This window comes from Microbacterium sp. K36, from assembly GCF_004794355.1.
Taxonomy (GTDB): domain Bacteria; phylum Actinomycetota; class Actinomycetes; order Actinomycetales; family Microbacteriaceae; genus Microbacterium; species Microbacterium paraoxydans_D.
The window spans coordinates 91,833-113,953 of sequence record NZ_SSDN01000086.1; the positions used below are offsets into that span (position 1 = coordinate 91,833).

Sequence of the window (22,121 nt, forward strand, 5' to 3'; positions counted from 1 at the left end):
CGATGCCCGCTGTGCAGGAACGGCATCGACCGGCAGAATGGATCCGTGACAGCCCGAGATCCCTTCCGCGTGATCTTCGTCTGCACCGGCAACATCTGCCGCTCCCCCATGGCGGAGGTCGTGTTCCGGGACCTCGCGGAGCGGCAGGGCCTCGGCTCCCAGATCGTCTCGCGCAGCGCGGGCACCGGGGACTGGCACCTCGGAGAGCGCGCCGACCACCGCACCATCGACGCCCTCGCCCGCCGTGGCTATGACGGCTCGCTGCACCGCGCCCGCCAGTTCACCGCCGCCTCCTTCGCCGAGAACGACCTCGTGGTGGCCCTGGACCGCACGCACGAGCGCATCCTCCGCGAATGGGCCGGGGACGAGGACGAGGACGGCAAGGTGACCCTCCTCCTCGCTTTCGATCCCGACGCCTCGACGCACGACGTCCCCGACCCGTACTACGCCGGCCCGGAGATGTTCGATTCGGTGCTCGGTATGATCGAGACGGCGACTCGCGGCTTGTTCCGGCAACTCGAACCCGCCCTGCGCCTGCCCCGCACGCCCCGAGCCTTCGGGGCCTGATCAGGAGGACTCCCCTGACTTTCCAGCCTTCGCTCCCGCCTCAGCCCCTCAGCCCCCTCGACGGCCGTTACCGCGCCGCCGTCACCGGGCTCGCCGATTTCCTCTCCGAGGCCGGGCTCAACCGCGCCAGGGTCGAGGTGGAGGTCGAGTGGCTGATCGCCCTCACCGACCGCTCGCTGTTCGAGACGGGCCCGCTGTCGGACGGCGACAAGGAGCGCCTGCGCGCGCTGTACCGCGACTTCGGGCAGGCCGAGATCGACTGGCTCGCCGAGAAGGAGGCCGTCACGCAGCACGACGTGAAGGCGATCGAGTACCTCGTGCGCGACCGGCTCTCCACGCTCGGCCTCGACCACATCGCCGAGCTCACGCACTTCGCCTGCACGAGCGAGGACATCAACTCCGCGTCCTACGCGCTCACCGTCAAGCGCGCGGTCGAGGAGGTCTGGCTCCCGGCCCTCGACACCGTGATCGCGAAGCTGCGTGAGCTCGCGGTCGAGCACGCCGACGCCGCGATGCTCTCCCGCACGCACGGGCAGCCCGCCACCCCCTCGACGATGGGCAAGGAGCTCGCGGTCTTCGCCTGGCGCCTCGAGCGCGTGCGCAGCCAGATCGCCGGCTCCGAGTACCTCGCGAAGTTCTCCGGGGCGACCGGCACCTGGTCCGCCCACCTCGCAGCCGACCCCGATGCGGACTGGCCGACCATCGCCCGCGAGTACATCGAGGGTCTGGGTCTCGGGTTCAACCCCCTGACGACGCAGATCGAGTCGCACGACTGGCAGGTCGAGCTCTACGACCGCGTGCGTCACGCCGGCGGCATCCTGCATAACCTGGCCACCGACATCTGGACCTACATCTCGCTCGGCTACTTCGCACAGATCCCGGTCGCCGGAGCCACCGGCTCCTCGACGATGCCGCACAAGATCAACCCGATCCGCTTCGAGAACGCCGAGGCCAACCTCGAGATCTCGGGCGCCCTGCTCGCCTCTCTCGGCCAGACGCTCGTCACGAGCCGCCTGCAGCGCGACCTCACCGACTCCACGACGCAGCGCAACATCGGCGTCGCGTTCGGGCACTCGCTGCTCGCGCTGGACAACCTGCGCCGCGGACTGAACGCGATCTCGCTCTCACGCGACGTGCTGCTCGCCGACCTCGACGTGAACTGGGAGGTGCTGGCCGAGGCGATCCAGACGGTGATCCGCGCCGAGGTCGTCGCCGGCCGGTCGAGCATCCAGGACCCGTACGCGCTCCTCAAGGAGCTCACCCGCGGGCACCGCGTCGGCGCCGCCGACCTCGCCGCCTTCGTGGAGGGCCTGGAGATCGGGGACGCGGCCAAGCAGCGCCTCCTCGCGCTGACCCCCGCGACCTACACCGGCATCGCGGAGCGCCTCGCCCGCTGAATCCGGCAGGAGCTAGGAGCCCGACTCCCCGGAGTGCTCCTCCACCCGGTCCTTCGGCATGAACGACGCCGCCAGGAGGGTGAGCACGGCGGTCACGGCGACCGCGACGAACACCCACACCGAGGCGTGGATGATCGTGTCGGGGTCGTCGGGTCCCGCACCCTGCGCGATGACCGCGTTCGAGATCGCCCCGAACACGGCCACGCCCACGGCGCTTCCCGCTGACCGTGCGAAGGCGTTCATCCCGGTCACCGCTCCGCGCTCCCCCCAGCCCACCGAGGCCTGCGCGGCGATCAGGGTCGGGGCGGCACTCCACCCGAGCCCGAACCCGAGGAGGAACGCGATGCCCGCGACGACGAACGGGTTCGGCCAGGAGGCGACGGCGGCGAGCGCGATGGCGGCGACGGTCGTGATGCTCATGCCGATGAGCGTGGTGCGACGGAACCCGATGCGCAGGTACAGCCGTCCGGCATTGGCGGCGGCGAGCGGCCAGCCGAGGGTCAGGGCGGCCACCGCGAGACCAGACAGCAGCGGGGCGATGCCGATGGAACCCTCGAGGTAAGCGGGGGCGAAACTCGTCACGCCGAGCATGAGCGCACCGATGCCGAGCGAGACGATCGTGGTCGTGAGGATGAGCCGACGCGTCACGAGGCGCAGATCGACGATCGGCTCCGCCACCCGGCGCTCGACGAACCCGAAGGCCACCAGCGCGACCACCCCGATCCCGAAGCAGAGTGCGCTCGGCACGGACAGCCACGCCCACGCGTTCCCACCCTCCAGCATGCCGAGGATGAGCGCCGTCAGCCCGATGGTGAGCAGGACCGCTCCGCCGTAGTCGATGCTGTGGCGCCGGGTCTGCTTCTGCTCCTTGTAGGTGCGCAGCAGCATCCATCCGGCGATCACACACAGGGGCACGTTGATCCAGAAGATCCACCGCCAGGCGTCGAGCTGCGCGAAGATGCCGCCGAGCGCCGGGCCGACCACCGACGAGATGGCCCAGACGCTCGCGACGTATCCCTGCACCTTGGCGCGCTCGGCGACCGTGTAGATGTCGCCGACGATGGTCATCGACATCGGCGCGACAGCCCCGGCGCCGATGCCCTGGATGATGCGGAACACGATCAGTGCCGGCATGCTCCAGGCGAAGCCGCAGAGGATGGACCCCAGCAGGAACAGGGCGATGCCGAGCAGGATGATCGGCTTGCGACCCACGGTGTCGGCGAACCGCGAGTAGATCGGCACGCTGACGGCCTGCGCCAGGAGATACACCGAGAACAGCCATGGGAACTGCTGGTAGCTGCCGAGGTCGCGCACGATGCTCGGCACCGCGGTGGCGAGGATCGTCGCGTCGATGGCGATGAGGCCGGTGGCGAGCATCAGCGCGCCGAGGATGGGTCCCCGCTCCGACCGGAGTCCGATGGAGGCGCGGTCGACGGAGGCAGTCACTCCAGGGACAAGCGGAACGACCCCACCGATATTCCGCCTGGTGTCCGTGTCATGACGAGGCGGGGCGTCCCGGCTCGTCGGGGGTGCCGTCGCCCGCGCCCTCGTCCTCCGCGTCGTACAGCACGGGGCGATCGACGGTCTTGGTGACGTCGGCGGGATCGACGGCGAGCATGAGCATCGCGAGGATCAGGAGGGTCGCGATGAAGGCGCCGCCGCCCACGACGAGGCTCAGCGCCACGGGGGTGAGGCCCTCATAGGTGCCGTTCGCGATGGCGGTGTTCACGCGGAGGGTGAAGGCGCCGGTGGAGACGAGTGTGACCACCATGGCGAACACGCCGCAGCCGAGCGCGATGCCGAGCAGGTGGAGCGGCCGCAGGATGTCCCGCCGGGTGGGCTTGTCGTCGCTCATCGCTCTCCTCCGTGCTCCACAGGAGCCGCATCGTTCTCGGGGGCGGCAGCGACGTCGTCGGCGTCCGCGCGCTTCGGGGTGAGGCCGGCGATGCCGAGGAAGACGGCGACGATGGCCGCATACCCTCCGAACATCCCCACGCCGAGGATGATGCCGGACAGCTCGAAGGTGCCCGCCTTCTCGATCGTGTACTCCTGGACGAAGCCCGAGGGGATCAGCAGCAGGACGACCGCGAGGAGCAGACCCAGTACTCCGACGGTGATCGCGTCGGTGGCGAGCGCACCCCCGGCGCGGCGGGCACGGATCCCGGCGAGCAGCTCGAGGCCGCCGCTGAGCACGCCCCAGGCGATGAGCACGATGAAGAACATGTCGTCCGTGCGCCAGGCCGGCACGCCGCCGGCCATGCCGGCGATCGCGCTCACGACCGCGAGGAGGATCGCCGACCAGCGCGACCCCGCCGGGAGGACGAGCCACGCGGCGAGGATGTGCACGAGGGCGGTCACCAGCGCGAAACCGCTGAAGACGGCGAGACCGACCGCCGCGGAGTGATCCGAGGAGAAGGTGATCATCAGGGCGGCGACGGCGGCGAACAGCGCGCGCAGCAATTGCACGTGGCGCATGGTGAACGCGCGAGCAGGGGCAGACATGACGGCCAGATCCTCCGGGGTTTCCCCACCAGTCTACGCGGGGCCAGGAGCCGGAAGCGCCCGGGGGATGCTCGTGAAGCCCGGCGGATCTCCCCAGATCGATTGCCGGGCTTCACGACATACGCAGCAAGGGGGGCATCACTGCGTCGGGCCACTGCCGCAGGGTCGGGCACCCTCCCCGCGACATCGCAGCCCCGTGACCCACTTGCTCACCTGGTCCCCTGAGGTGTGCGCGTGCGGTCGTATGCTCACTCTAGAGATGTGTTCTTCACATACCGGGTGGGGGCTGTGATGGGTTTTGGGGACGGCGAGAAAAAAGGGGCGACGCCGGACGCGTTCGCCGCGGCACTGCGCGACGCGATCAACGCGAGACCCGTGACGCTGTCGTGGTTGCAGCGGCAGCTCCGCGACCGGGGCAACCGCGTCTCCATGGCCACACTGAGCTACTGGCGGTCCGGGGCCCGCCGCCCGGAAGGACCGCAGTCGCTCGTCGCTCTCGCCGACATCGAGGATCTGCTGGGCCTCGACACCGGGGCGTTGAGCCGGCTCCTGCGCCCGCACCGCACAGGTCCGCTGGGCCCGCAGGGGTTCCCACTGGAGCAGGTCGACATGGAGCGGGCGGTCCGTGAGGTCTACGCCGCCCTCGGCGCCACCTATCCGGACACGTCGCGGGAGCTCACCGTCCACTCGGTCACCGACGTGGACGCCGATGGCGAGGTGTCCTCCTGTCTCACCCGCAGCATCGTGCAGTCCACCACCGGGGTCATCACGGCCATCCCCGTCCTCGACCTCACCCCCGGGGTCCCCGGACCTCCGCCGCTCCTGACGGCCGTGGCGGGCGGACGGGTCACGGCCCGCTACTCCCACCCGAACGGCGAGGCGCACGGTGCCCTGATCGAGCTCGACGAGCCCCTCGCGGCCCCGGACACCGCGGTGGTCGAGTGGTCGGTGCAGTACGAGCCCGGCCATCCCTCGGATCGGGAGACCGGGCATGCCCTCTCCCGGCAGGCTCGGGAGCTGCTCGTGTGGACGCGCTTCCACCCCGATGCCGTGCCGGACTGGTGCGATGAACTCGTCGAGACCGCCGGGGGCACCGTCGTCACCGCGCTCCCCCAGCCTCGGGGCACGTCGGTGCATCAGGTGCGTCGGGCGTTCGGGCCTGGCGCCCTCGGCCTGCGCTGGGGCTACGGCCCTCGCGAGGGGGATCAGCCCGGCTGATCGCCCGTCGCGACCGGCCGTCCCGGCGTGTTCGACCACTGGCTCCAGGAGCCGGGAAAGACCTTCGCCGGGATGCCCACCTCGTGCAGGACCAGAGCTGTGTGCGCCGCCGTGATGCCCGATCCGCAGTATGCCGCGACCGGCGTCTCCGCCGTGATGCCGACCTCTGCGAGCGTCGCCCGCACCGTGTCGCGGTCACGGATCCGCCCGCTCTCGTCGAGGTGCCGCGTGGTGGGGAGGTTGCGGGCACCGGGGATGTGTCCGGCGATCGGGTCGAGCGGTTCGGTCTCGCCGCGGTAGCGCTCGGGGGCGCGGACGTCGAGCAGGACCCCGGTCTCCGGGAACGCCGCCGCCTCGTCGATCGAGAGGGCGTCCTGGCCGGGATCTGCGAGGACGACGTCGCCGATCTCCGGCACGACGTCATCGGTCGCCAGCTCGTATCCGGCCGCGGTCCAGGCGCGCAGCCCGCCGTCGAGCACCCGGACGTCGACCCCGGCCTGCCGCAGCAGCCACCACGCCCGGGCCGCCGCGAGGCCCTTGGTGTCGTCGTAGGCCACGACGGCGTCGCCCTGCCGCACGCCCCAACGCCGGGCCGCCGCCTGCAGGGTCTCCGTCGACGGGAGCGGATGCCGCCCCTCGGTGGGCGCTCCGGGTGTGGAGAGCTCCTGATCCAACGACGCGAACACCGCACCGGGGATGTGACCCGAGCGGTAGTCGCCCGGGCCCGCCTCGGGGCGGTCGAGGCGCCAGCGCACGTCGACGACCCGGATCGGGGCGCCGTTCTCGAGGAGGTCGTGGAGTTCGGTCGCGGAGACGAAGTGACTCATGGTGCGAGGCTACCGAGTGCGCGGCGCGGCGCGTCCGTCGCCGTCACGGACGGACACGATCCTCGCGGCCCGGGAATAGCCACGCGCCCGCGGCGTTTCCCCTCACATGATTGAAACTTCAACGGTCGCCGCGGAGCGTACACGCGTGCGGGTGCCCCTGCGCTTCGGGGACGGCTTCACCACGACGGCCGACGTGGTGACCTTCGACGGCCTCGTGGACGGACGTGAGCACCTCCTGCTCGGGCTGGGCGACTGGCAGGCGGCTCTCGCCCGCTCCGCCGACGGCGGGGACGCCCCGCTCGTCCGCCCGCACAGCGAGTGCCTCACGGGAGACGTGTTCGGCTCCGAGCGCTGCGACTGCGGGCCGCAGCTGCGGGAGGCCGTCGAGCGGATCGCCGCCGAGGGCGGCTTCCTCCTCTATCTCCGGCAGGAGGGCCGCGGCATCGGGCTCTACGCCAAGCTCGACGCGTACGCCCTGCAGGACGCGGGCCTGGACACCTACGAGGCGAACGTGGCCCTCGGGCGCGGCGAGGACGAGCGGGACTACACCGTCGCGGCGCAGATGCTGCGCGCGCTGGGAGTGGACCGCATCCGTCTGCTCAGCAACAACCCCGACAAGGCCGCGCAGCTCGACGGCCTCGGCATCCATGTCACCGAGCGGGTGCGCACCGAGGTGCACCTGTCCGAGGCGAACTCGCGCTACCTCCAGGCGAAGCGCGACCACACGGCGCACACGATCGACCTGACCGCGGCGTGACCTCCGAGGAGCACGACATGAGCGAGACGCGGCACCCGCGGCGACTCGACGACGACGAGCTCGCGACGTGGCTGCCGATCATCCGGTTCGTCCAGCTGCTGCCCCAGGTCCTCGACCGGGCGCTGAAGGACGAGGTGGGCCTGAACCACGCCCGCTACGCGATCCTCGTCACGCTGGCCGGTCAGGGGGAGGACGCCATCACCATGACCGAGCTCGCGCGCATCGCCGGACTCAGCCGGTCGCGGCTGAGCCACGCCCTGGACTCCCTCGAGGCGCGCGGCTGGGTGGAGCGGACGTCGTGCTCCACGGACAAGCGCACGCTCTCCGCGACGCTGACTCCGGCGGGCCGGGAGATGCTTCGGGCAGCCGCGCCCGTCCACGTCGCCCAGATCCGCGAGCTCATCCTCGACCCGCTGTCCGCGGAGGATCGACAGCGGCTGCAGGACATCCTGGGGGTGCTGCTGCCCGGGGTCACGGCGGCGCTGTGAGCCGCGTTCTGCTCTGAGCAGAACGTCTCGATCGCCGCACAGACGGCGGCTTATCGTGAGGCATGGCCGACATCGTCCCGTTCCCCCGTGCCCCGCATCCCGTCCGTCCGCCGTCGAACGGCCCCGAGCCGCTGTGGCGCGACCTGCTCGGGGATCAGCTGCGGCGGCGGCGTCATGACCGCGGGGAGACGCTCAGCGAGACCGCGGAGAAGGCCGGGGTCTCGCCGCAGTACCTCTCCGAGGTCGAGCGCGGTCGGAAGGAGCCGTCCAGCGAGATGATCGCCGCGATCGCCGGGGCCCTGGACGCCACTCTCGTGGAGCTCACGAGCGCGGTCGCCGAGGAGCTCCGTCAGGCCACCCCCGCCGCGGCTGCGGTGTCGGCCTCCCGTGGGGCCTTCGCCTTGGCCGCCTGACCCGTCTCACCTGCACGACCGGAGTCCGGGTGCACGACGGAACCCGGGAATCCGTCGTGCACCCGTCACCTCATCGTGCCTCCGGATCACGGGGACCGAGCACGGTGTCGATGAGGCCGTAGTCGAGGGCGGCGGCGGCGGTGAAGACCCGGTCCCGGTCGGTGTCGGCGCGGAGCTCCGCGAGGGAGCGGCCGGTGTGCCGACCCAGGATCGTCTCCATGTCCGCGCGCACCCGCACGACCTCGTCGGCCGCGAGGATGAGGTCCGGGATGGCTCCGCGCGACTGACCGGCCGGCTGATGCAGCACGATGCGCGCGTGGGCGAGGGCCGCCCGCTCCCCCGGCGCTCCCGCCGCGACGAGCAGGGCCGCAGGACCGATAGCCTGCCCGACGCACGTCGTCGCGATCCGCGGACGGATGTGCTGCATGGTGTCGTAGATCGCCAGCGCGGCACCGGGATCCCCGCCCTCGCTGTTGATGTAGAACTGGACGCCGGTCTCCGGGCTGACCGCGTCGAGGTGCAGGAGCTGCGCGATGAGGGCGTTGGCCACCCCCGCGTCGATGCCGGTGCCGAGGTAGATGACCCGCTCGGCGAGCAGATGCGAGTACACGTCCATGACCCGCTCACCCCGCGGATGCTGGGCGATGACGTTCGGGATCGTGTAGCTGCTCATGCGTGCGCCCCCAGTCCCACCCGCGCACGACGACGCGGCAGGATCTCCGCCGTCGACTGCACGATCTCGTCGATGAACCCGTAGTCCTGCGCCTCGTCGGCGGTGTACCAGCGGTCGTGGAGGGAGTCCTCGAAGATCCGCGCGAGGGGCTGACCGGTGTCGTCGGCGATGAGGCCGAGGACGGTGTCGCGCATGTGCCGGAGGTCATCGGCCTGTGCCTCGATCTCCACCGCCGATCCGCCGATCCCCGCCGAGCCCTGGTGCATGAGGATCCGCGCGTGCGGGAGAGCGCGCCGCTTGCCCTTCGTCCCCGCGGAGAGCAGGAACTGCCCGGCGCTGCAGGCGAGACCGAGGGCGAGGGTGGAGACGTCGTTCGGGATGAGGTGCATGAGGTCACGGATCGCCAGCATCGACGGCACGGACCCGCCGGGCGAGTGGATCCAGAGGGCGATGTCGGCCGCCGGATCCTCGGCGGAGAGGGCGACGAGCTGCGTCATCAGGAGGGTGCCGTTGTCGTCGTCGAGGGCGCCGTCGAGGACGAGCACCCGCTCGTGGAACAGGGCGCGCCGGGCCTCGGGGCCGAACTGCGGGAGAGGTTTGTCTTCGCTCATGTCCCCAGCCTCCGGCTCCGGCTGCGGCCGCGGAAGCGAATCCGCCCGGAGCAGATCCGCTCTGGGCGGCGGCATGTGCACCCGCCGGAAAACGCGACGTAACACCGCCGACGCACGACCCGCCTAGCCTCGGGGCATGGCGAAACAGAAAGCACCCGCATGGCAGTCCGAGGACGGCCTGAACTTCCGCACCCGCAAGTGGGTGCGCCCGGAAGACCTCAACGCGAACGGCACGCTGTTCGGCGGAAGCCTGCTGAAGTGGATCGACGAGGAGGCCGCGATCTACGCGATCGTGCAGCTCGGCAACTACCGCGTCGTCACGCGGCACATCTCCGCGATCACGTTCGAGGCGTCGGCGGTGCAGGGCGACCTCATCGAGATCGGGCTGCAGGCCACCCGATTCGGCACCACGTCGCTCACCATGCGGGCCGTCGCGCGCAACATGATCACCCGCAAGCGCATCCTCACCATCGACGAGATCGTGTTCGTCAGCATCGGCGAGGACGGCCTGCCCACCCCGCACGGCTACGACGAGATCACCTACGACCGGGACCGCATGCCCACCGAGCGCATCGCCACCGGCACGATCCCCCTCCCGAAGCGCTGACCTTCACTCGCCGACCCACCCCCTTGCGGGCGACCCACCCCCGAAAGTGCGTCACTTACGGGGGTGGGTCGCACCGAAGGGGGTGGGTCGACGGTCAGGCGAGGGCGAGGACCGCGCGACGGTGGGTGACGCGGTGGCCGATCCAGAAGCCGACCGCGATCAGGCCGACGAGACCGATCCCGAGTATCCACGGGAGCAGGGACGGCGCGGCGCCCGCCGTGGCCGTCGCGAGCGTGCCGGAGCCGTCGGCGATGCGCCCGTTGCCTGCCGCGAGATCGGCGGCACCCGCGTCGAGTTTCGCGCTTCCGGTCGCGAGGGTGCCGGAGCCCTCGGCGACCGCGTCGGCGCCGGTACGGAGTTCGGTCATGCCGGACCGGAGGTCGCCGGCACCCGACTGCAGCGCGCCGACGCCCGTGGCCAGAGACCCGGCGCCCTCGTCGAGCCGCGCCGCGCCGGCGCTCAGCTCCGCGGTTCCGGAGTACAGCGACGATGCTCCGGTCGAGAGGGTCTGCAGCCCGGACGAGAGATCCGCCGCGCCCGCCGCGAGCCGGGACGTGCCGTCCTGCAGCGTCTGCGCTCCGACCACAAGGGCGGGCGCGCCCTTCGGGGAGACCAGCGCCACGGTCCCCGGCCACCCCTTCGAGGGGTCGCCGTTGATGAGCGCACCGACGCCCGCCGTGACGCGTGCGGAGCCGTCGGCGGCGCCGATGAGTCCCTGTGCGAGGCCCGGAGCAGCCGCAGCGGGGGCGACCAGCGCGCCGACCTGCTTCTCGACGCCGGCGGCGAGCGCCGCGAGCTGCTGGAGCTGCACATCATCAGGGTGTGCAGCGAGGAGACCCTGCAGACCGGCGGCGAGCGTCCGCGCGTTGCCGGGAGCGCTCGTGGCGACGCCCGTCAGCAGGGCCTTCGTCTCCGGATGGGCGAGCTTCTGCACATCGGCACTCACTCCGGTGCGCAGCGTGGTACTCAGGGTCGTCGCGCCTTCGAGCACGCCGTTCGCGTACCGGTGCGCGCCGTCGACACCGGCGGCGAGAGTGGTCGCGCCGTCGACGAGCTGCCGGGCTCCGGCATCCGCCGCCGCCATCTTCGCCGCGAGCTCCTGCGATCCGGCGAGCGCCGTCTGCGCTCCGCCGCTCACCCGTCCCGCACCGTCGAGAGCGGTGGCGGCTCCCGCGGCCAGGGTGCCCGCGCCCTCGGCGAGCGTGGTGGCACCGGCGGCGGCGGCGGTCGCCCCGTCACTGAGCTTCACCGATCCCTGCTGCGCCGTCGCGGTGCCTGCCGCGAGATCCTGCGTGCCCGCGGCCAGCTCGTCGGCTCCCGCGGCGAGGTCGGCAGCGCCCGCGGCGAGGTCCGAGGATCCCCCCTGCGCGGTGGTCGTGCCGTCCGCGAGCTCCGAGGCGCCCGCGGACACCTTGCTCATCGTGGCGAAGAACAACAGCACCATCGCCGCCAGCAGAAGGCTGAGGACGGTCACGGCGATGCGCATGCCGAGGCCGTGCGCGTGGGTCTTTTCACTCGTCATTGAGGACTCCCGAGGTCAGTGGCGTCGTTGCCACCCGCGACTGTAGGCCCGCCCTCTCCGCGACCCCGCGGTTTTGCCGTCAGGTACCAAGTCCCAGCTCGGCCGGGACTCAGTTTCTTGTCGTCCTCACACAATCGCCGACCCGGCCCCCTACGTGCGAGCCACCCCCATATGTGACGCACTTTCGGGGGTGGGTCGCGCGGAAAGGGGTGGGTCGGCGAGAGTGGCGAAGGCGTTCGCGAGGTCGGCGAGGAGATCGTCGACGTCCTCGAGGCCGATGGACAGACGCAGGACGTCGGCGGCGGGACGCGCCTCGGCGGGGACCGGACGGTGCGTGAGCGCGGCGGGGTGCTGGATGAGGGAGTCCACGCCTCCGAGCGACACGGCGTGCGTGAAGAGGCGGGTCGCCCCGGCCACCGCTGCGGCCGCTGCATAGCCGCCGCGCAGCCGCAGGGCGATCATCGCCCCCGGCCCGCGGAGCTGCCGTTCCAGGATGCCGCGCGGATCCCCGTCGAGCCCGGGATAGAAGACCTCGGCGATCTCGGGTCGATCGACCAGCCACTGCACGATGCGACGAGCACTCTCCTGCTGGTGCCGCACGCGGACCGGCAGCGTCGTGAGACCGCGGTGCAGCAGGTACGCGCCGAGCGGGTGCAGGAGCCCCCCGGTCACCGCACGCACGCGACGCAGCGCCTCCGCGGTCCTCTCGTCACAGGCGACGACGCCGGCGATGACATCACCGTGGCCGCCGAGGTACTTGGTGGCGCTGTGCAGCGACATCGCCGCACCGTGGTCGATCGGATTCTGCAGCACGGGAGTCGCGAACGTGTTGTCGACCACGACCGGCACGCTCCCCGCCTGCCGCACGACCTCAGCGATGTCCGCGATTTCGAGGGTCGGGTTCGCCGGCGTCTCCACGACGACGAGTCCGGTGTCGGCGCGCAGTGCGGCGGAGACCTCGTCGGGACGGCAGTACGTCGTCTCCACGCCGAGCAGACCGGACCCCAGCAGGTGGTCGGTCCCTCCGTAGAGCGGACGCACCGCGACGACGTGCCGCGCCCCCGTGGCACCGGTGTGCGCGAGGATCACGGCGGTCATGGCCGCCATCCCGGAGCCGAAGGCGACGGCGGCCTCGGCGTGCTCGAGCTCGGCGAGGGCGTCCTCGAAGCGCGCGACCGTCGGATTCCAGAGGCGGGCGTAGACCATGCTGCCGTCCTGCGGCGGGCGGCCTCCGGTCGCCATCGCCTCGTACGAGTCGCCGCCGCGCTCGACGTCGGGCAGCGGATTCGTCGTGGAGAGGTCGATCGGCAGGGCGTGGACCCCGAGTGCCTCGAGGTCGGCGCGGCCGCTGTGGACGGCGACGGTGTCGGGATGCAGCGGTGCAGTCATCCCTCTACGCTGGCCGAATCGCGACGTTTCCGCAGATCATCGACAGAACACGTCATGAAGTCGAGGATCCCCGCTACTCTCTGCAACATCCGGCCGCACCAAGGAGGACACGTTGGCGAAAGCGCAACTCGACGAGATCGACCTGGAGCTGCTCGCGGCCCTGAGCCGCGACGCTGCCGTCACCAACAAGGCTCTGGCCCACCGCCTCGGACTCGCGGAGTCCACCTGCGCCCACCGGATCCGCGGCCTGCGAGAGCGGGGAGTCATCCGCGACACGCGCGTCCGCCTCGACGGCTCCGCGCTCGGCTACCCCCTGCAGGCGATCATCAAGGTCCGCCTCGCGCATCACACCGGACCCAAGGTCACGGCGCTCTTCGACGCGCTCGTCGCGATCCCCCGCGTGCTCCAGGTGTTCCACGTGGCCGGCGTCGACGACTTCCTCGTGCACGTGGCCGTCCAGGACGCGACCGCTCTACGCGACATCGTGCTCGAGCACATCACCGTCCACCCCGTCGTCCGCGGCACCGAGACCCAGCTCGTGTTCGAGCTCCGCGACGGCACGGGTTTCCTCCCCCGCTGAACGAGGGGGCAGGATGGAGGGACGCCGTTGCAAAGGAGCACCATGAGCCGTCGTGCCACCCCCGCCACCGAAGCGATCCGCGGGATGAGGGACCTCCTCTTCACGCACGCCACGGACTACGACGCCGCACGCCGCGAGTTCGCCTGGCCCGACCTGACGGAATTCAACTTCGCGCTCGAGTGGTTCGACGTCATCGCCGGGGAGAACCCCGACCGTCCGGCCGTGCAGATCGTCGAGGCCGACCTCAGCCTCCGCTCCTGGACGTACGGCGAGCTCTCCGCCCGCTCCGACCAGGTCGCCGCCTGGTTGCGCGGCCTCGGCATCGGCCGCGGCGACCACGTGATCGTCATGCTCAACAACACGATCGAGCTGTGGGAGGTGATGCTCGCGATCACGAAGCTGGGCGCGGTGTCGATCCCGACCTCGACCCTGCTGTCGGCCTCCGACCTCGCCTACCGCATCGAGCACGGCCGCGCCGGCGCCGTCGTCACCCTCGGCGCCCTGGCCGACCGCCTCGAGGGGATCGGCCCCGACGTCCTGCGCATCGGCGTGGGGGCGTCACTGCCTGCGGAGTGGAAGCGGTTCGCCGACGCCGCCGCCACCACGGAGGAGTTCGTCCCGGACGGGCCGACACCCGCCGGCGACACGGCCCTGCTGTACTTCACGTCCGGCACGACGAACCGCCCGAAGCTCGTGCAGCACACCCACGTCTCCTACCCGGTCGGCCACCTCTCCACGATGTGGTGGCTCGGCGTACGCCCGGACGACGTGCACCTCAACATCTCCTCCCCCGGGTGGGCCAAGCACGCCTGGTCGAGCTTCTACTCGCCGTTCCTGGCCGAGGCGACGGTGTTCGTCTACAACTACGACCGCTTCGACGCGAACACGCTGATGGCGGTCATGGACACCCACCACGTCTCGACGTTCTGCGCCCCGCCCACGGTCTGGCGCATGCTCATCCAGGCCGACCTCTCCCGGCTCGCGCACCCTCCGCGGGAGCTCGTCGGCGCCGGCGAGCCGCTGAACCCCGAGGTCATCGACCGGGTGCGCGAGGCGTGGGGCGGCACGATCCGCGACGGCTTCGGGCAGACGGAGATGACCGCCTGCATCGGCAACTCCCCCGGGCAGACGGTCAAGGTAGGGTCGATGGGCCGTCCGCTGCCCGGCTACCCGGTCGTGCTGCTCGACCCGTCGACGGGCGATGTCGTGGAGGACGAGGGCGAGATCGCGCTCGACCTCGCGCAGCCGCCCCTCGGCCTCATGGCGGGGTACTACGACGATCCGGAGAAGACTGCGGAGTCGCGGGCCGGTGGCTTTCACCACACCGGGGACATCGCCGTGCGCGACGCCGACGGCTACCTGACCTACATCGGGCGCTCCGACGACGTGTTCAAGGCCTCCGACTACAAGATCTCGCCGTTCGAGCTCGAGTCCGTGCTGCTGGAGCACGACCTCGTCGTCGAAGCGGCCGTCATCCCCAGCCCCGACCCCACGCGCCTCGCGGTGCCGAAGGCGTACGTGTGCCTGACGCCGGACGCGGGCGCGGACGAGGCCGCCGCCGCGCGCGCCGTGTTCGGCTACGCGCACGAACGGCTCTCCTCGCACCTGTGGGTGCGGATCATCGAGTTCGTGCCCGAGCTGCCGAAGACGATCTCCGGGAAGATCCGCCGCGTCGAGCTGCGGGCACGCGAGAGCGCCCGCGTGGCCGCGGGCGACGAGGCGCGGCAGCACCGCGACCGCGACTACCGCTGAGCGCTAGGAGACGACGGCGACCGGCGCCGTGGGCGTCGCGGTCGAGCCGGTCTTGAGCGTGGCCGTCGTCGTGGTCGCCGGCGCCGGCTTCACGCGCGCGGCCCGGCGCCGCGACTCGAACCCGCTGGCCGTGAGCATCGCGCGCACGATCCCGCCGATCACGAGCATGCCCACCAGCGACGCGCCCGCCGCGATCAGCGGAAGCCACTGGTTCGCGAAGCTCGCGGTGAAGCTCATCAGCGCGCACACGATCCACAGTCCGACCGCGCCGCCCGCGAGCCCCCCGGCTCCGCGGATGATCGCGATCGCGGCCACGATCCCGCAGACCGCGGCCAGCGCCGCACCCACGTATCCGATCGGTACCAGAATGGCGGCCAGATCTCTGGCCACTCCCAATGTCGTCATGACGACCCCCCGTCCGGCGGAACCCCTCCGCACCTTCGACACTAGAAGTGTCTCTCCGGAAGGCCATCCGTCTCAAGTCCGATCCGGGTCATCCTTCCGGTGGATATCGCGGATCAGCGCCGGACCGGCCACCGCAGCCGGCGGGGGCGCACGACGCGGACCGGGCGGGTGACGACCGCGTCGACCACCATCGAGCCGTCGGTGGGGCCGACGATCGCGATCGCGGAGGTCTCGGTGGCCTCGGCCGGGGCCACCGGCTGCCTCGCGAGCGCGCGATGCGCCTTGACGTAGGCCGGCACGAGCAGCACGATCGCGCCTACCCAGGCGAGCGGGTTGCTGAGGGCCACCCCGTCGAACCCGATCATCGCGCCGAGGACCACCGCGGCGACGACGCGCATCACGAGCTCGATCACGCCGGTGACGGTCGGCACCAGCGTGTGACCGAGCCCCTGCAGCGCGCCGCGGAGCACGAAGAGCATGCCGAGCGCCCAGTAGCCGCAGCCGTTGATGATGAGCATCCGGTGCGCCATGTCGACGACGTCGTCCGAGCCGTCGCCGACGAACAGCCGGACCATCGGCGCGCCGAACGCGATGAGCAGGCCGCCCAGGACGATCGCCGCGGCGACCGCCATCCAGGTGGCCTCGATCACACCGCGCCGGATGCGGTCGGGGCGGCGTCCGCCGTGGTTCTGGGCCGCGTACATCGACACGGCGAGCCCGAGCGAGGAGAGCAGGGCGACGGCCAGGCTGTCGACCCGGGATGCCGTCGTGTACGCCGCCACCGCGTCGGCGCCGAGCGTGTTGAGGGCGACCTGCACCGTGAGGGTCCCGATCGCGATGATCGAAGCCTGGAAGCCCATGGGGAGGCCGAGGCGAAGGTGGTCGGCGATGTCCGTGCGGGAGATGCGCCAGTCCGAACGACGCAGGTGCAGCATGGGCAGCCGCCGGCGCACGAACTCCAGGCAGAGGATCACCGAGACGGCCTGCGCGACCACGGTGGCGAGTGCGGCGCCCCCGACGCCCCACTCCAGCGGACCGACCATGAGCACGACGAGCCCGACGTTGAGCGCGCAGGAGATCGTGAGGAACACCAGCGGGGTCTTCGAGTCGCCGATGGCGCGGATGATGGCGGAGAGGTAGTTGAAGAACATCGTCGCGCCCGCGCCGAGGAAGCTGATCTGCGTGAACACCGTCGCCTCGGCCATGAGCTCGGGCGGCGTCTGCAGCAGCGCGAGGATCGGCCCGGCGATGAGCGGCGCGACCACCGTGAGGACCACGCTCGTGATGCCGCTGAGGAGCACACCCGTCGCGACCGAGCGACGCACGGCGGCGTCGTCGCGCGCACCGAAGGCCTGGGCGATGGGGATGGCGAAGCCGCTCGTCAGACCCCAGGCGAAGCCGAGGAGCAGGAAGAGCAGACTGCCCGTCGCGCCGACGGCGGCGAGGGACTGGACGCCGAGGTGGCGTCCGACGACGATCGCGTCGGCGAACTGATAGAGCTGCTGCACGACGTTGCCGAGCAGGAGCGGGATCGAGAAGGCGAGGATGACGCGCCACGGACGGCCCGTGGTGAGGGTGGTGGCCATGAAGGAAGGGGCTCGCAGGGAAGGAGGGGATGGATCGGGGGTGCGCCCAGTTTATCGAATCGTTTCGGGCGAACGGAACACCCGGGACCGGATCGCCGTCGCCGGGGCGTCGATTTCGGACGAGCGGGCCGCGGTGGTTACTCTGCATCAGTCGACGACGACCGGAGGAGATGAGCGTGACGAAGCAAGACACGGGGGCCATCCGCCAGGGGCAGAACGGAGCCGGAGGCGAGGAGCACCTGCGGCGCGCGCTCAGCAACCGGCACATCCAGCTCCTCGCGATCGGCGGGGCGATCGGCACGGGCCTGTTCATGGGCAGCGGCAAGACGATCTCGGTCGCCGGCCCCTCCGTGATCTTCGTCTACATGATCATCGGGTTCATGCTGTTCTTCGTCATGCGGGCGATGGGCGAGCTGCTGCTGTCGAACCTCAAGTACAAGTCGTTCAGCGACTTCGCGAGCGACCTCCTCGGCCCGTGGGCGGGCTTCTTCACCGGCTGGACGTACTGGTTCTGCTGGGTGGTCACGGGCGTGGCCGACGTGATCGCGATCGCCGGGTACACCGACGCCCTGATCCCCGGCGTGCCGCTGTGGATCCCCGGTCTGCTCGTGGTCGTGATCCTCCTGGCGCTCAACCTGCCGACCGTCGCCGCCTTCGGCGAGATGGAGTTCTGGTTCGCGCTCATCAAGATCGTCGCGATCGTCGCCCTCATCGTGACCGGCCTGGTGATGATCCTCACCGGGTTCTCCCACGACGCCGGCACCGCGAGCTTCTCGAACCTGTGGGAGCACGGCGGCATGTTCCCGCACGGCTTCCTCGGATTCGTCGCCGGCTTCCAGATCGCGGTGTTCGCGTTCGTCGGCATCGAGCTCGTCGGCACCGCCGCCGCGGAGACGAAGGACCCGAAGCGCAACCTCCCGAAGGCCATCAACGCCATCCCGATCCGGGTCCTGCTGTTCTACGTGGGCGCGCTCATCATCCTCATGTCCGTCACGCCGTGGACCGAGTACGTCGCCGGCGAGAGCCCCTTCATCGCGATGTTCGCCCTCGCCGGGCTCGGCATCGCCGCCACCGTCGTCAACCTCGTGGTGCTCACCTCGGCGATGTCCAGCGCGAACTCCGGCATCTACTCCACCTCGCGCATGGTCTTCGGGCTGGCGCAGGATGGCGACGCCCCCCGGTTCTTCGGCCGGCTCTCGAAGCGCCGCGTGCCGCAGAACGCCCTGTTCCTGTCCTGCATCCTGCTGCTGTCCGGCGTCGTGCTGCTCTACGCGGGCAAGGACATCGGCACGGCGTTCGAGATGGTCACCACGGTGTCGGCCGTGTGCTTCATGTTCGTGTGGACGATCTTCCTCTGCAGCTACCTCGTGTACCGGCGCCGGCGTCCGGAGAAGGCGGCGACCTCGGCATTCAAGATGCCGGGCGGCGTGTTCATGGTGTTCGTGGTGCTCGCGTTCTTCCTGTTCATCCTCTGGGCGCTGACCACTCAGCCGGACACCCTGATCGCGCTGCTCGTGACACCGATCTGGTTCGCGATCCTCATCGTCGCCTGGCTGTTCGTGCGGAAGTCGCCGCACCACCTGGAGCGCCACGCCGCGCACATCGCGTACCTGCGCGACGACACGATCCCGGCCGACTGAGGCGTCAGGCCACCGACTCGAGGGTCGCGGGCTGTGTGGCCGCGGCCTTCGGGGCGAAGACACGGGGGCGGAGCGCGAGGAACAGCAGCACCATGCCGGCGGCGAGCAGCATGTGCCCCACGCCCGCGATGCCGGCGATCATCTTGGTGGACTCCTGGCCGAGCACCGTGAGGCAGCCGTGCCAGACGAGCATCGCCGAGGTCAGCACGAGCCCGGCGGTGTAGGTCCAGAAGAACCAGCCGAACAGGCGGCTCTCGGAGAGCGCGAACGCCTTCTCCAGGAGCAGCACCACGAGGAAGACGACGAAGCCCAGCACGAGCAGATGCGTGTGCACGAGTCCGAGCTGCGTCGGCGCCCCCTCGGGGAAGCCATTGATCTTGGTGAACTCGCGGTAGAAGAGTCCGGAGGCGACGCCCACCAGCATGGAGGCGAACGCGGCGGTGAAGAGCCTGCGCATGGGAGTCCTTTCTGTCTGCCTCCAGCCTCGCCGTGGGGCCGTCGCCGCGGATCCATCGAACGGTTGAGACCGCGGGCGTCAGAGCAGACCGGACTCCCGGGCGATCGCGACCGCCTTCGCGCGGCTGTCGGCCCCGAGCTTCTCGAAGACGTGCACGAGGTGGGTCTTCACCGTCGCCTCGGTGACGAACAGCGCCTTCGCGATCTCCCGGTTCGAGGCCCCGGTGTCGAGCAGCCGCAGCACGTCGAGCTCGCGCCCCGTGAGCTGCACCCGCGGGGCGCGGAGGGCGCGGCCGACGCGCGCCGTGAGCTCCGGCGTCAGCGCCTGCCCGCCCGATGCGGCCTGTCGCACGGCCCGGACGATGTCCTCCGGGGCGATGTCCTTGAGCAGATACCCCGCCGCCCCTGCCTCGATCGCGCCGAGGATCTGGGCGTCGCGGTCGAACGTCGTGAGGATGAGCACCGCCGGAGCCGGGTCGAGCGCTCGGAGCGCCGCCGTCGTCTGCACGCCGTCCATGCCCCTCCCCAGCCGCAGATCGCAGAGGACGACGTCGGGACGGAGGTGCCGGGCGAGGACAACCGCCTCCTCCCCGGACGCGGCCTCACCCACGACCTCGGCGTCGTCGCGGCGGTCGAACAGCGAGCGCACGCCGGCGCGCACGATGGGGTGGTCGTCGACGAGCAGGATCCGCACGGGAGTCACGACCGGCCTCCGAGGGGCAGGTGGGCGGACAGCGCGGTGCCGTCGCCGGGGGCGCTCTCCACGTCGAGACCGCCGCCGAGCTCGCGCAGCCGGGCGCGCATCGCCCGCAGGCCGTAGCCGCCGCCGGGCCCCGCCGACTCCAGCCGGGACGGGTCGAAGCCGCGACCGTCGTCGACCACGTCCAGCCGCACCGCGTCGCGGGCGTCCGCGAGCGTCACCACGACGCGAGTGGCGCCGGCGTGGCTGCGCACGTTGGCGAGCGCGGACTGCGCCGTCCGCAGCAGGGCGACCTCCGCGTCGAGGCCGAGTGCGGGCAGATCCTCGTCGGCATGGAAGGTGGCCGCGATCCCGGTCTCGGCGGTCAGGCGCTCGAGCATCCGGGCGAGGGCGTCGCTCAGCGCGGAGCCGTCCAGCTCGGCGGGCATGAGGTCGTCGACGATGCGTCGGGCGTCGGCGAGGCCTTCCGCGGCGAGGGCCCCGATCTGCCCGAGCGCCCGATCCCGGCCGTCCTCGTGCTCGGCCGCCGACCGCGCCAGCAGGACGATGGACGACAGGCTCTGGGCGACCGTGTCGTGGATGTCACGCGACACCCTGGTGCGCTCGGCGGCGGCGCCGGACTCCCGCTGGGTCCGGGCGAGCTCGTCCTGGAGGGCCGCCATCTCCTGCTGCGTCGCGACGAGGGAGGCGATGAGTCGCCGCCGCTCTCGCCCGTCGCGGACGAGCTCCAGGTAGCCGCGGGAGATCCCGAGGGCGAAGATGCCGCCCACCAGCGGCCCGATCACGTTCGCGTAGGTGGTGGTCCCGGTGTGCAGCAGCGGGGCGACGATCACGACGGCGAGGATGACGATACTGAGCAGCACGGCCCATCGCAGTCGCAGCAGGAAGCCGGCGAGCAGCCACAGCGAGAACGCGAGCCAGACGAACTCCGGCGACAGCGCCACCGCCCCCAGCCAGATGGCCGTGAGCCCCAGCAGCCAGCCGGTGCCGAGCGCCCGGTCGTCCGTCCGTGAGGAGAGCAGGAGTCCGCCGCCGTACCAGCCGAGGAAGGCGAGGGCGGTCGCGAGCAGCCACGGCACCGGGACGCCGTCGGCGAGGGAGCGGACGACGCCGACGACGGTGAGCACGACGGTGATGACGGCCTGGCCGACACGGAGCGACGTGACCAGGCGCCCCCAGGAGCGTGTGCGTGCTCCGGGCCGCCCTCCGGGGTGGTCGGTCTCCGCGATGTCTCCGGTCGGCATGCTGACATTCTCGTCCGCCGGGCCGGTGTGCGCCTCCATCGTTCGGTCGACCCGGTTCGAATCGCCCGATTGGTGGCATCCGGCCCGGATTTGGGACCAATCAGGCGATTCGAACGAAGGTATTGTGGGGCCGATGTCGACACCGCACCCGTTCCCGGCGACGATCGCGGCGGCCGTCGACCACGAGCTCGTGATCCGGAAGTCGCGCTTCCTCACCCATGTCGCACCGGTGTCGTCGGTGGCCGAAGCCGAAGCCGTCATCGCGGCGATCCGGAAGCGCGCCTGGGACGCGAACCACAACTGCACCGCGATGGTGACCGGTCTGCACGGGGATCAGGCGCGCTCCTCGGACGACGGTGAGCCCTCCGGAACGGCCGGCGTCCCGATGCTCGAGGTCCTCCGGCGCCGCGGTCTCACGGACGTCATCGCGGTGGTCACCCGCTACTTCGGCGGGGTGAAGCTCGGGGCGGGCGGCCTCATCCGCGCCTACTCCGCGGCGGTGTCGGAGACGCTCGACCGTGCCGCCCTCGTCCGTCGCGCGGCGCTCACCCAGGCGACCGTCGAGGTCCCGCACGCCGAGGCGGGCCGCTACGACAACCTGCTCCGCGATTGGGCGGCGTCCCACGGGGCCACGCTCGGCACACCGACATACGGGGTCTCCGCGCAGCTCGAGCTGTGGGTGCCCGCCGCCGCGCTTCCGCGTCTGACCGCCGACCTCGCCGCCGCGTCCGGGGGCGCCGTGGCCCCAGTGGCCGGTATCGAGCGGATCGTCGACGTCCCGGACTGA

General features: G+C 71.2%; 24 protein-coding genes. 11 read left to right on the forward strand and 13 right to left on the reverse strand.

Annotated elements, in window-relative coordinates; translation table 11 throughout:
• Positions 1–45 precede the first annotated feature (45 nt).
• Positions 46–567, forward strand: coding sequence for a low molecular weight protein-tyrosine-phosphatase (locus DW296_RS11320; RefSeq protein WP_205807956.1), 522 nt, complete (start codon positions 46–48; stop codon positions 565–567).
• 14 nt (positions 568–581) lie between these two features.
• Positions 582–1,964, forward strand: a complete 1,383-nt coding sequence (purB, locus tag DW296_RS11325; RefSeq protein WP_136052354.1) for an adenylosuccinate lyase — start codon at positions 582–584, stop codon at positions 1,962–1,964.
• Positions 1,965–1,976: 12 nt separating this feature from the next.
• Here the strand turns inward: purB and DW296_RS11330 are convergent, their stop codons facing one another.
• From DW296_RS11330 to DW296_RS11340, 3 genes are read right to left on the reverse strand one after another with little or no spacing between them, the layout of a single operon-like run.
• The gene (locus DW296_RS11330) at positions 1,977–3,410 is read right to left on the reverse strand and encodes an MFS transporter (RefSeq protein WP_136052307.1); all 1,434 of its coding nucleotides are present in this window, start codon (positions 3,408–3,410) and stop codon (positions 1,977–1,979) included.
• Positions 3,411–3,459: 49 nt separating this feature from the next.
• A complete protein-coding gene (locus tag DW296_RS11335) occupies positions 3,460–3,819 on the reverse strand; it encodes a hypothetical protein (RefSeq protein WP_136052308.1) in 360 nt (119 codons plus the stop codon).
• The gene (locus DW296_RS11340) at positions 3,816–4,466 is read right to left on the reverse strand and encodes an acyl-CoA synthetase (protein ID WP_136052309.1); all 651 of its coding nucleotides are present in this window, start codon (positions 4,464–4,466) and stop codon (positions 3,816–3,818) included. Before DW296_RS11340 ends, DW296_RS11335 begins: the two co-directional genes overlap by 4 nt.
• Before the next feature lie 291 nt (positions 4,467–4,757).
• Between DW296_RS11340 and DW296_RS11345 the strand changes: the two genes are divergently transcribed.
• Entirely contained in the window at positions 4,758–5,684 is a 927-nt protein-coding gene (locus DW296_RS11345; RefSeq protein ID WP_136052310.1) for a hypothetical protein, read from the forward strand.
• Here DW296_RS11345 and DW296_RS11350 read toward each other — a convergent pair.
• Positions 5,672–6,511: a sulfurtransferase gene (locus tag DW296_RS11350; RefSeq protein WP_136052311.1), complete on the reverse strand. Its 840-nt coding sequence runs from the start codon at positions 6,509–6,511 to the stop codon at positions 5,672–5,674. The two genes, DW296_RS11345 and DW296_RS11350, sit on opposite strands and share 13 nt — an antisense overlap.
• A 106-nt stretch (positions 6,512–6,617) precedes the next feature.
• On the opposite strand from DW296_RS11350, the gene DW296_RS11355 reads away from it, so the two are divergent.
• From DW296_RS11355 to DW296_RS11365, 3 genes are all read left to right on the forward strand, one after another.
• On the forward strand, positions 6,618–7,268 hold the full coding sequence (locus DW296_RS11355; protein WP_136052312.1) for a GTP cyclohydrolase II: 651 nt from the start codon (positions 6,618–6,620) through the stop codon (positions 7,266–7,268).
• Between the two features lie 17 nt (positions 7,269–7,285).
• Positions 7,286–7,756: a MarR family winged helix-turn-helix transcriptional regulator gene (locus DW296_RS11360; RefSeq protein WP_136052313.1), complete on the forward strand. Its 471-nt coding sequence runs from the start codon at positions 7,286–7,288 to the stop codon at positions 7,754–7,756.
• 62 nt (positions 7,757–7,818) lie between these two features.
• Positions 7,819–8,169 (forward strand): helix-turn-helix domain-containing protein, encoded by a 351-nt coding sequence (locus DW296_RS11365; protein WP_136052314.1) that lies wholly within the window; start codon positions 7,819–7,821, stop codon positions 8,167–8,169.
• A 70-nt stretch (positions 8,170–8,239) separates the two neighbouring features.
• Here DW296_RS11365 and DW296_RS11370 read toward each other — a convergent pair whose 3' ends face one another.
• On the reverse strand, positions 8,240–8,842 hold the full coding sequence (locus DW296_RS11370) for a ClpP family protease (RefSeq protein ID WP_136052315.1): 603 nt from the start codon (positions 8,840–8,842) through the stop codon (positions 8,240–8,242).
• On the reverse strand, positions 8,839–9,453 hold the full coding sequence (locus tag DW296_RS11375) for a ClpP family protease (RefSeq protein ID WP_136052316.1): 615 nt from the start codon (positions 9,451–9,453) through the stop codon (positions 8,839–8,841). Before DW296_RS11375 ends, DW296_RS11370 begins: the two co-directional genes overlap by 4 nt.
• Before the next feature lie 136 nt (positions 9,454–9,589).
• On the opposite strand from DW296_RS11375, the gene DW296_RS11380 reads away from it, so the two are divergent.
• Positions 9,590–10,060, forward strand: a complete 471-nt coding sequence (locus DW296_RS11380) for an acyl-CoA thioesterase (protein ID WP_081811533.1) — start codon at positions 9,590–9,592, stop codon at positions 10,058–10,060.
• Positions 10,061–10,154: 94 nt separating this feature from the next.
• Here the strand turns inward: DW296_RS11380 and DW296_RS11385 are convergent, their stop codons facing one another.
• Positions 10,155–11,582, reverse strand: coding sequence for a hypothetical protein (locus tag DW296_RS11385; RefSeq protein ID WP_136052317.1), 1,428 nt, complete (start codon positions 11,580–11,582; stop codon positions 10,155–10,157).
• 150 nt (positions 11,583–11,732) lie between these two features.
• Positions 11,733–12,971, reverse strand: a complete 1,239-nt coding sequence (locus DW296_RS11390) for a trans-sulfuration enzyme family protein (RefSeq protein ID WP_136052318.1) — start codon at positions 12,969–12,971, stop codon at positions 11,733–11,735.
• A 112-nt stretch (positions 12,972–13,083) separates the two neighbouring features.
• On the opposite strand from DW296_RS11390, the gene DW296_RS11395 reads away from it, so the two are divergent.
• Both DW296_RS11395 and DW296_RS11400 read left to right on the forward strand, forming a co-directional pair.
• A complete protein-coding gene (locus DW296_RS11395) occupies positions 13,084–13,551 on the forward strand; it encodes an Lrp/AsnC family transcriptional regulator (RefSeq protein WP_025102769.1) in 468 nt (155 codons plus the stop codon).
• Between the two features lie 42 nt (positions 13,552–13,593).
• Positions 13,594–15,303 carry an AMP-binding protein gene (locus tag DW296_RS11400; RefSeq protein ID WP_136052319.1) on the forward strand — a complete coding sequence of 570 codons (1,710 nt, stop codon included), beginning with the start codon at positions 13,594–13,596 and terminating at the stop codon, positions 15,301–15,303.
• Between the two features lie 3 nt (positions 15,304–15,306).
• Here the strand turns inward: DW296_RS11400 and DW296_RS11405 are convergent, their stop codons facing one another.
• Positions 15,307–15,708, reverse strand: a complete 402-nt coding sequence (locus tag DW296_RS11405) for a hypothetical protein (protein WP_136052320.1) — start codon at positions 15,706–15,708, stop codon at positions 15,307–15,309.
• Positions 15,709–15,821: 113 nt separating this feature from the next.
• The gene (locus DW296_RS11410) at positions 15,822–17,294 is read right to left on the reverse strand and encodes an MATE family efflux transporter (RefSeq protein ID WP_136052321.1); all 1,473 of its coding nucleotides are present in this window, start codon (positions 17,292–17,294) and stop codon (positions 15,822–15,824) included.
• Positions 17,295–17,464: 170 nt separating this feature from the next.
• Here DW296_RS11410 and cycA point away from each other — a divergent pair, with 170 nt between their 5' ends.
• Positions 17,465–18,934 (forward strand): D-serine/D-alanine/glycine transporter, encoded by a 1,470-nt coding sequence (gene cycA, locus DW296_RS11415; RefSeq protein WP_446724142.1) that lies wholly within the window; start codon positions 17,465–17,467, stop codon positions 18,932–18,934.
• 4 nt (positions 18,935–18,938) lie between these two features.
• On the opposite strand, the gene DW296_RS11420 is transcribed toward cycA, so the two are convergent.
• The 3 genes from DW296_RS11420 to DW296_RS11430 all read right to left on the reverse strand — a co-directional run bounded on the left by DW296_RS11420 (position 18,939) and on the right by DW296_RS11430 (position 21,334).
• Positions 18,939–19,391, reverse strand: a complete 453-nt coding sequence (locus DW296_RS11420; protein ID WP_136052322.1) for a DUF2871 domain-containing protein — start codon at positions 19,389–19,391, stop codon at positions 18,939–18,941.
• 78 nt (positions 19,392–19,469) lie between these two features.
• Positions 19,470–20,093, reverse strand: coding sequence for a response regulator (locus tag DW296_RS11425; RefSeq protein WP_136052323.1), 624 nt, complete (start codon positions 20,091–20,093; stop codon positions 19,470–19,472).
• Positions 20,090–21,334, reverse strand: a complete 1,245-nt coding sequence (locus tag DW296_RS11430) for a sensor histidine kinase (protein ID WP_136052324.1) — start codon at positions 21,332–21,334, stop codon at positions 20,090–20,092. Before DW296_RS11430 ends, DW296_RS11425 begins: the two co-directional genes overlap by 4 nt.
• A 133-nt stretch (positions 21,335–21,467) precedes the next feature.
• On the opposite strand from DW296_RS11430, the gene DW296_RS11435 reads away from it, so the two are divergent.
• Positions 21,468–22,121 carry an IMPACT family protein gene (locus DW296_RS11435; protein WP_136052325.1) on the forward strand — a complete coding sequence of 218 codons (654 nt, stop codon included), beginning with the start codon at positions 21,468–21,470 and terminating at the stop codon, positions 22,119–22,121.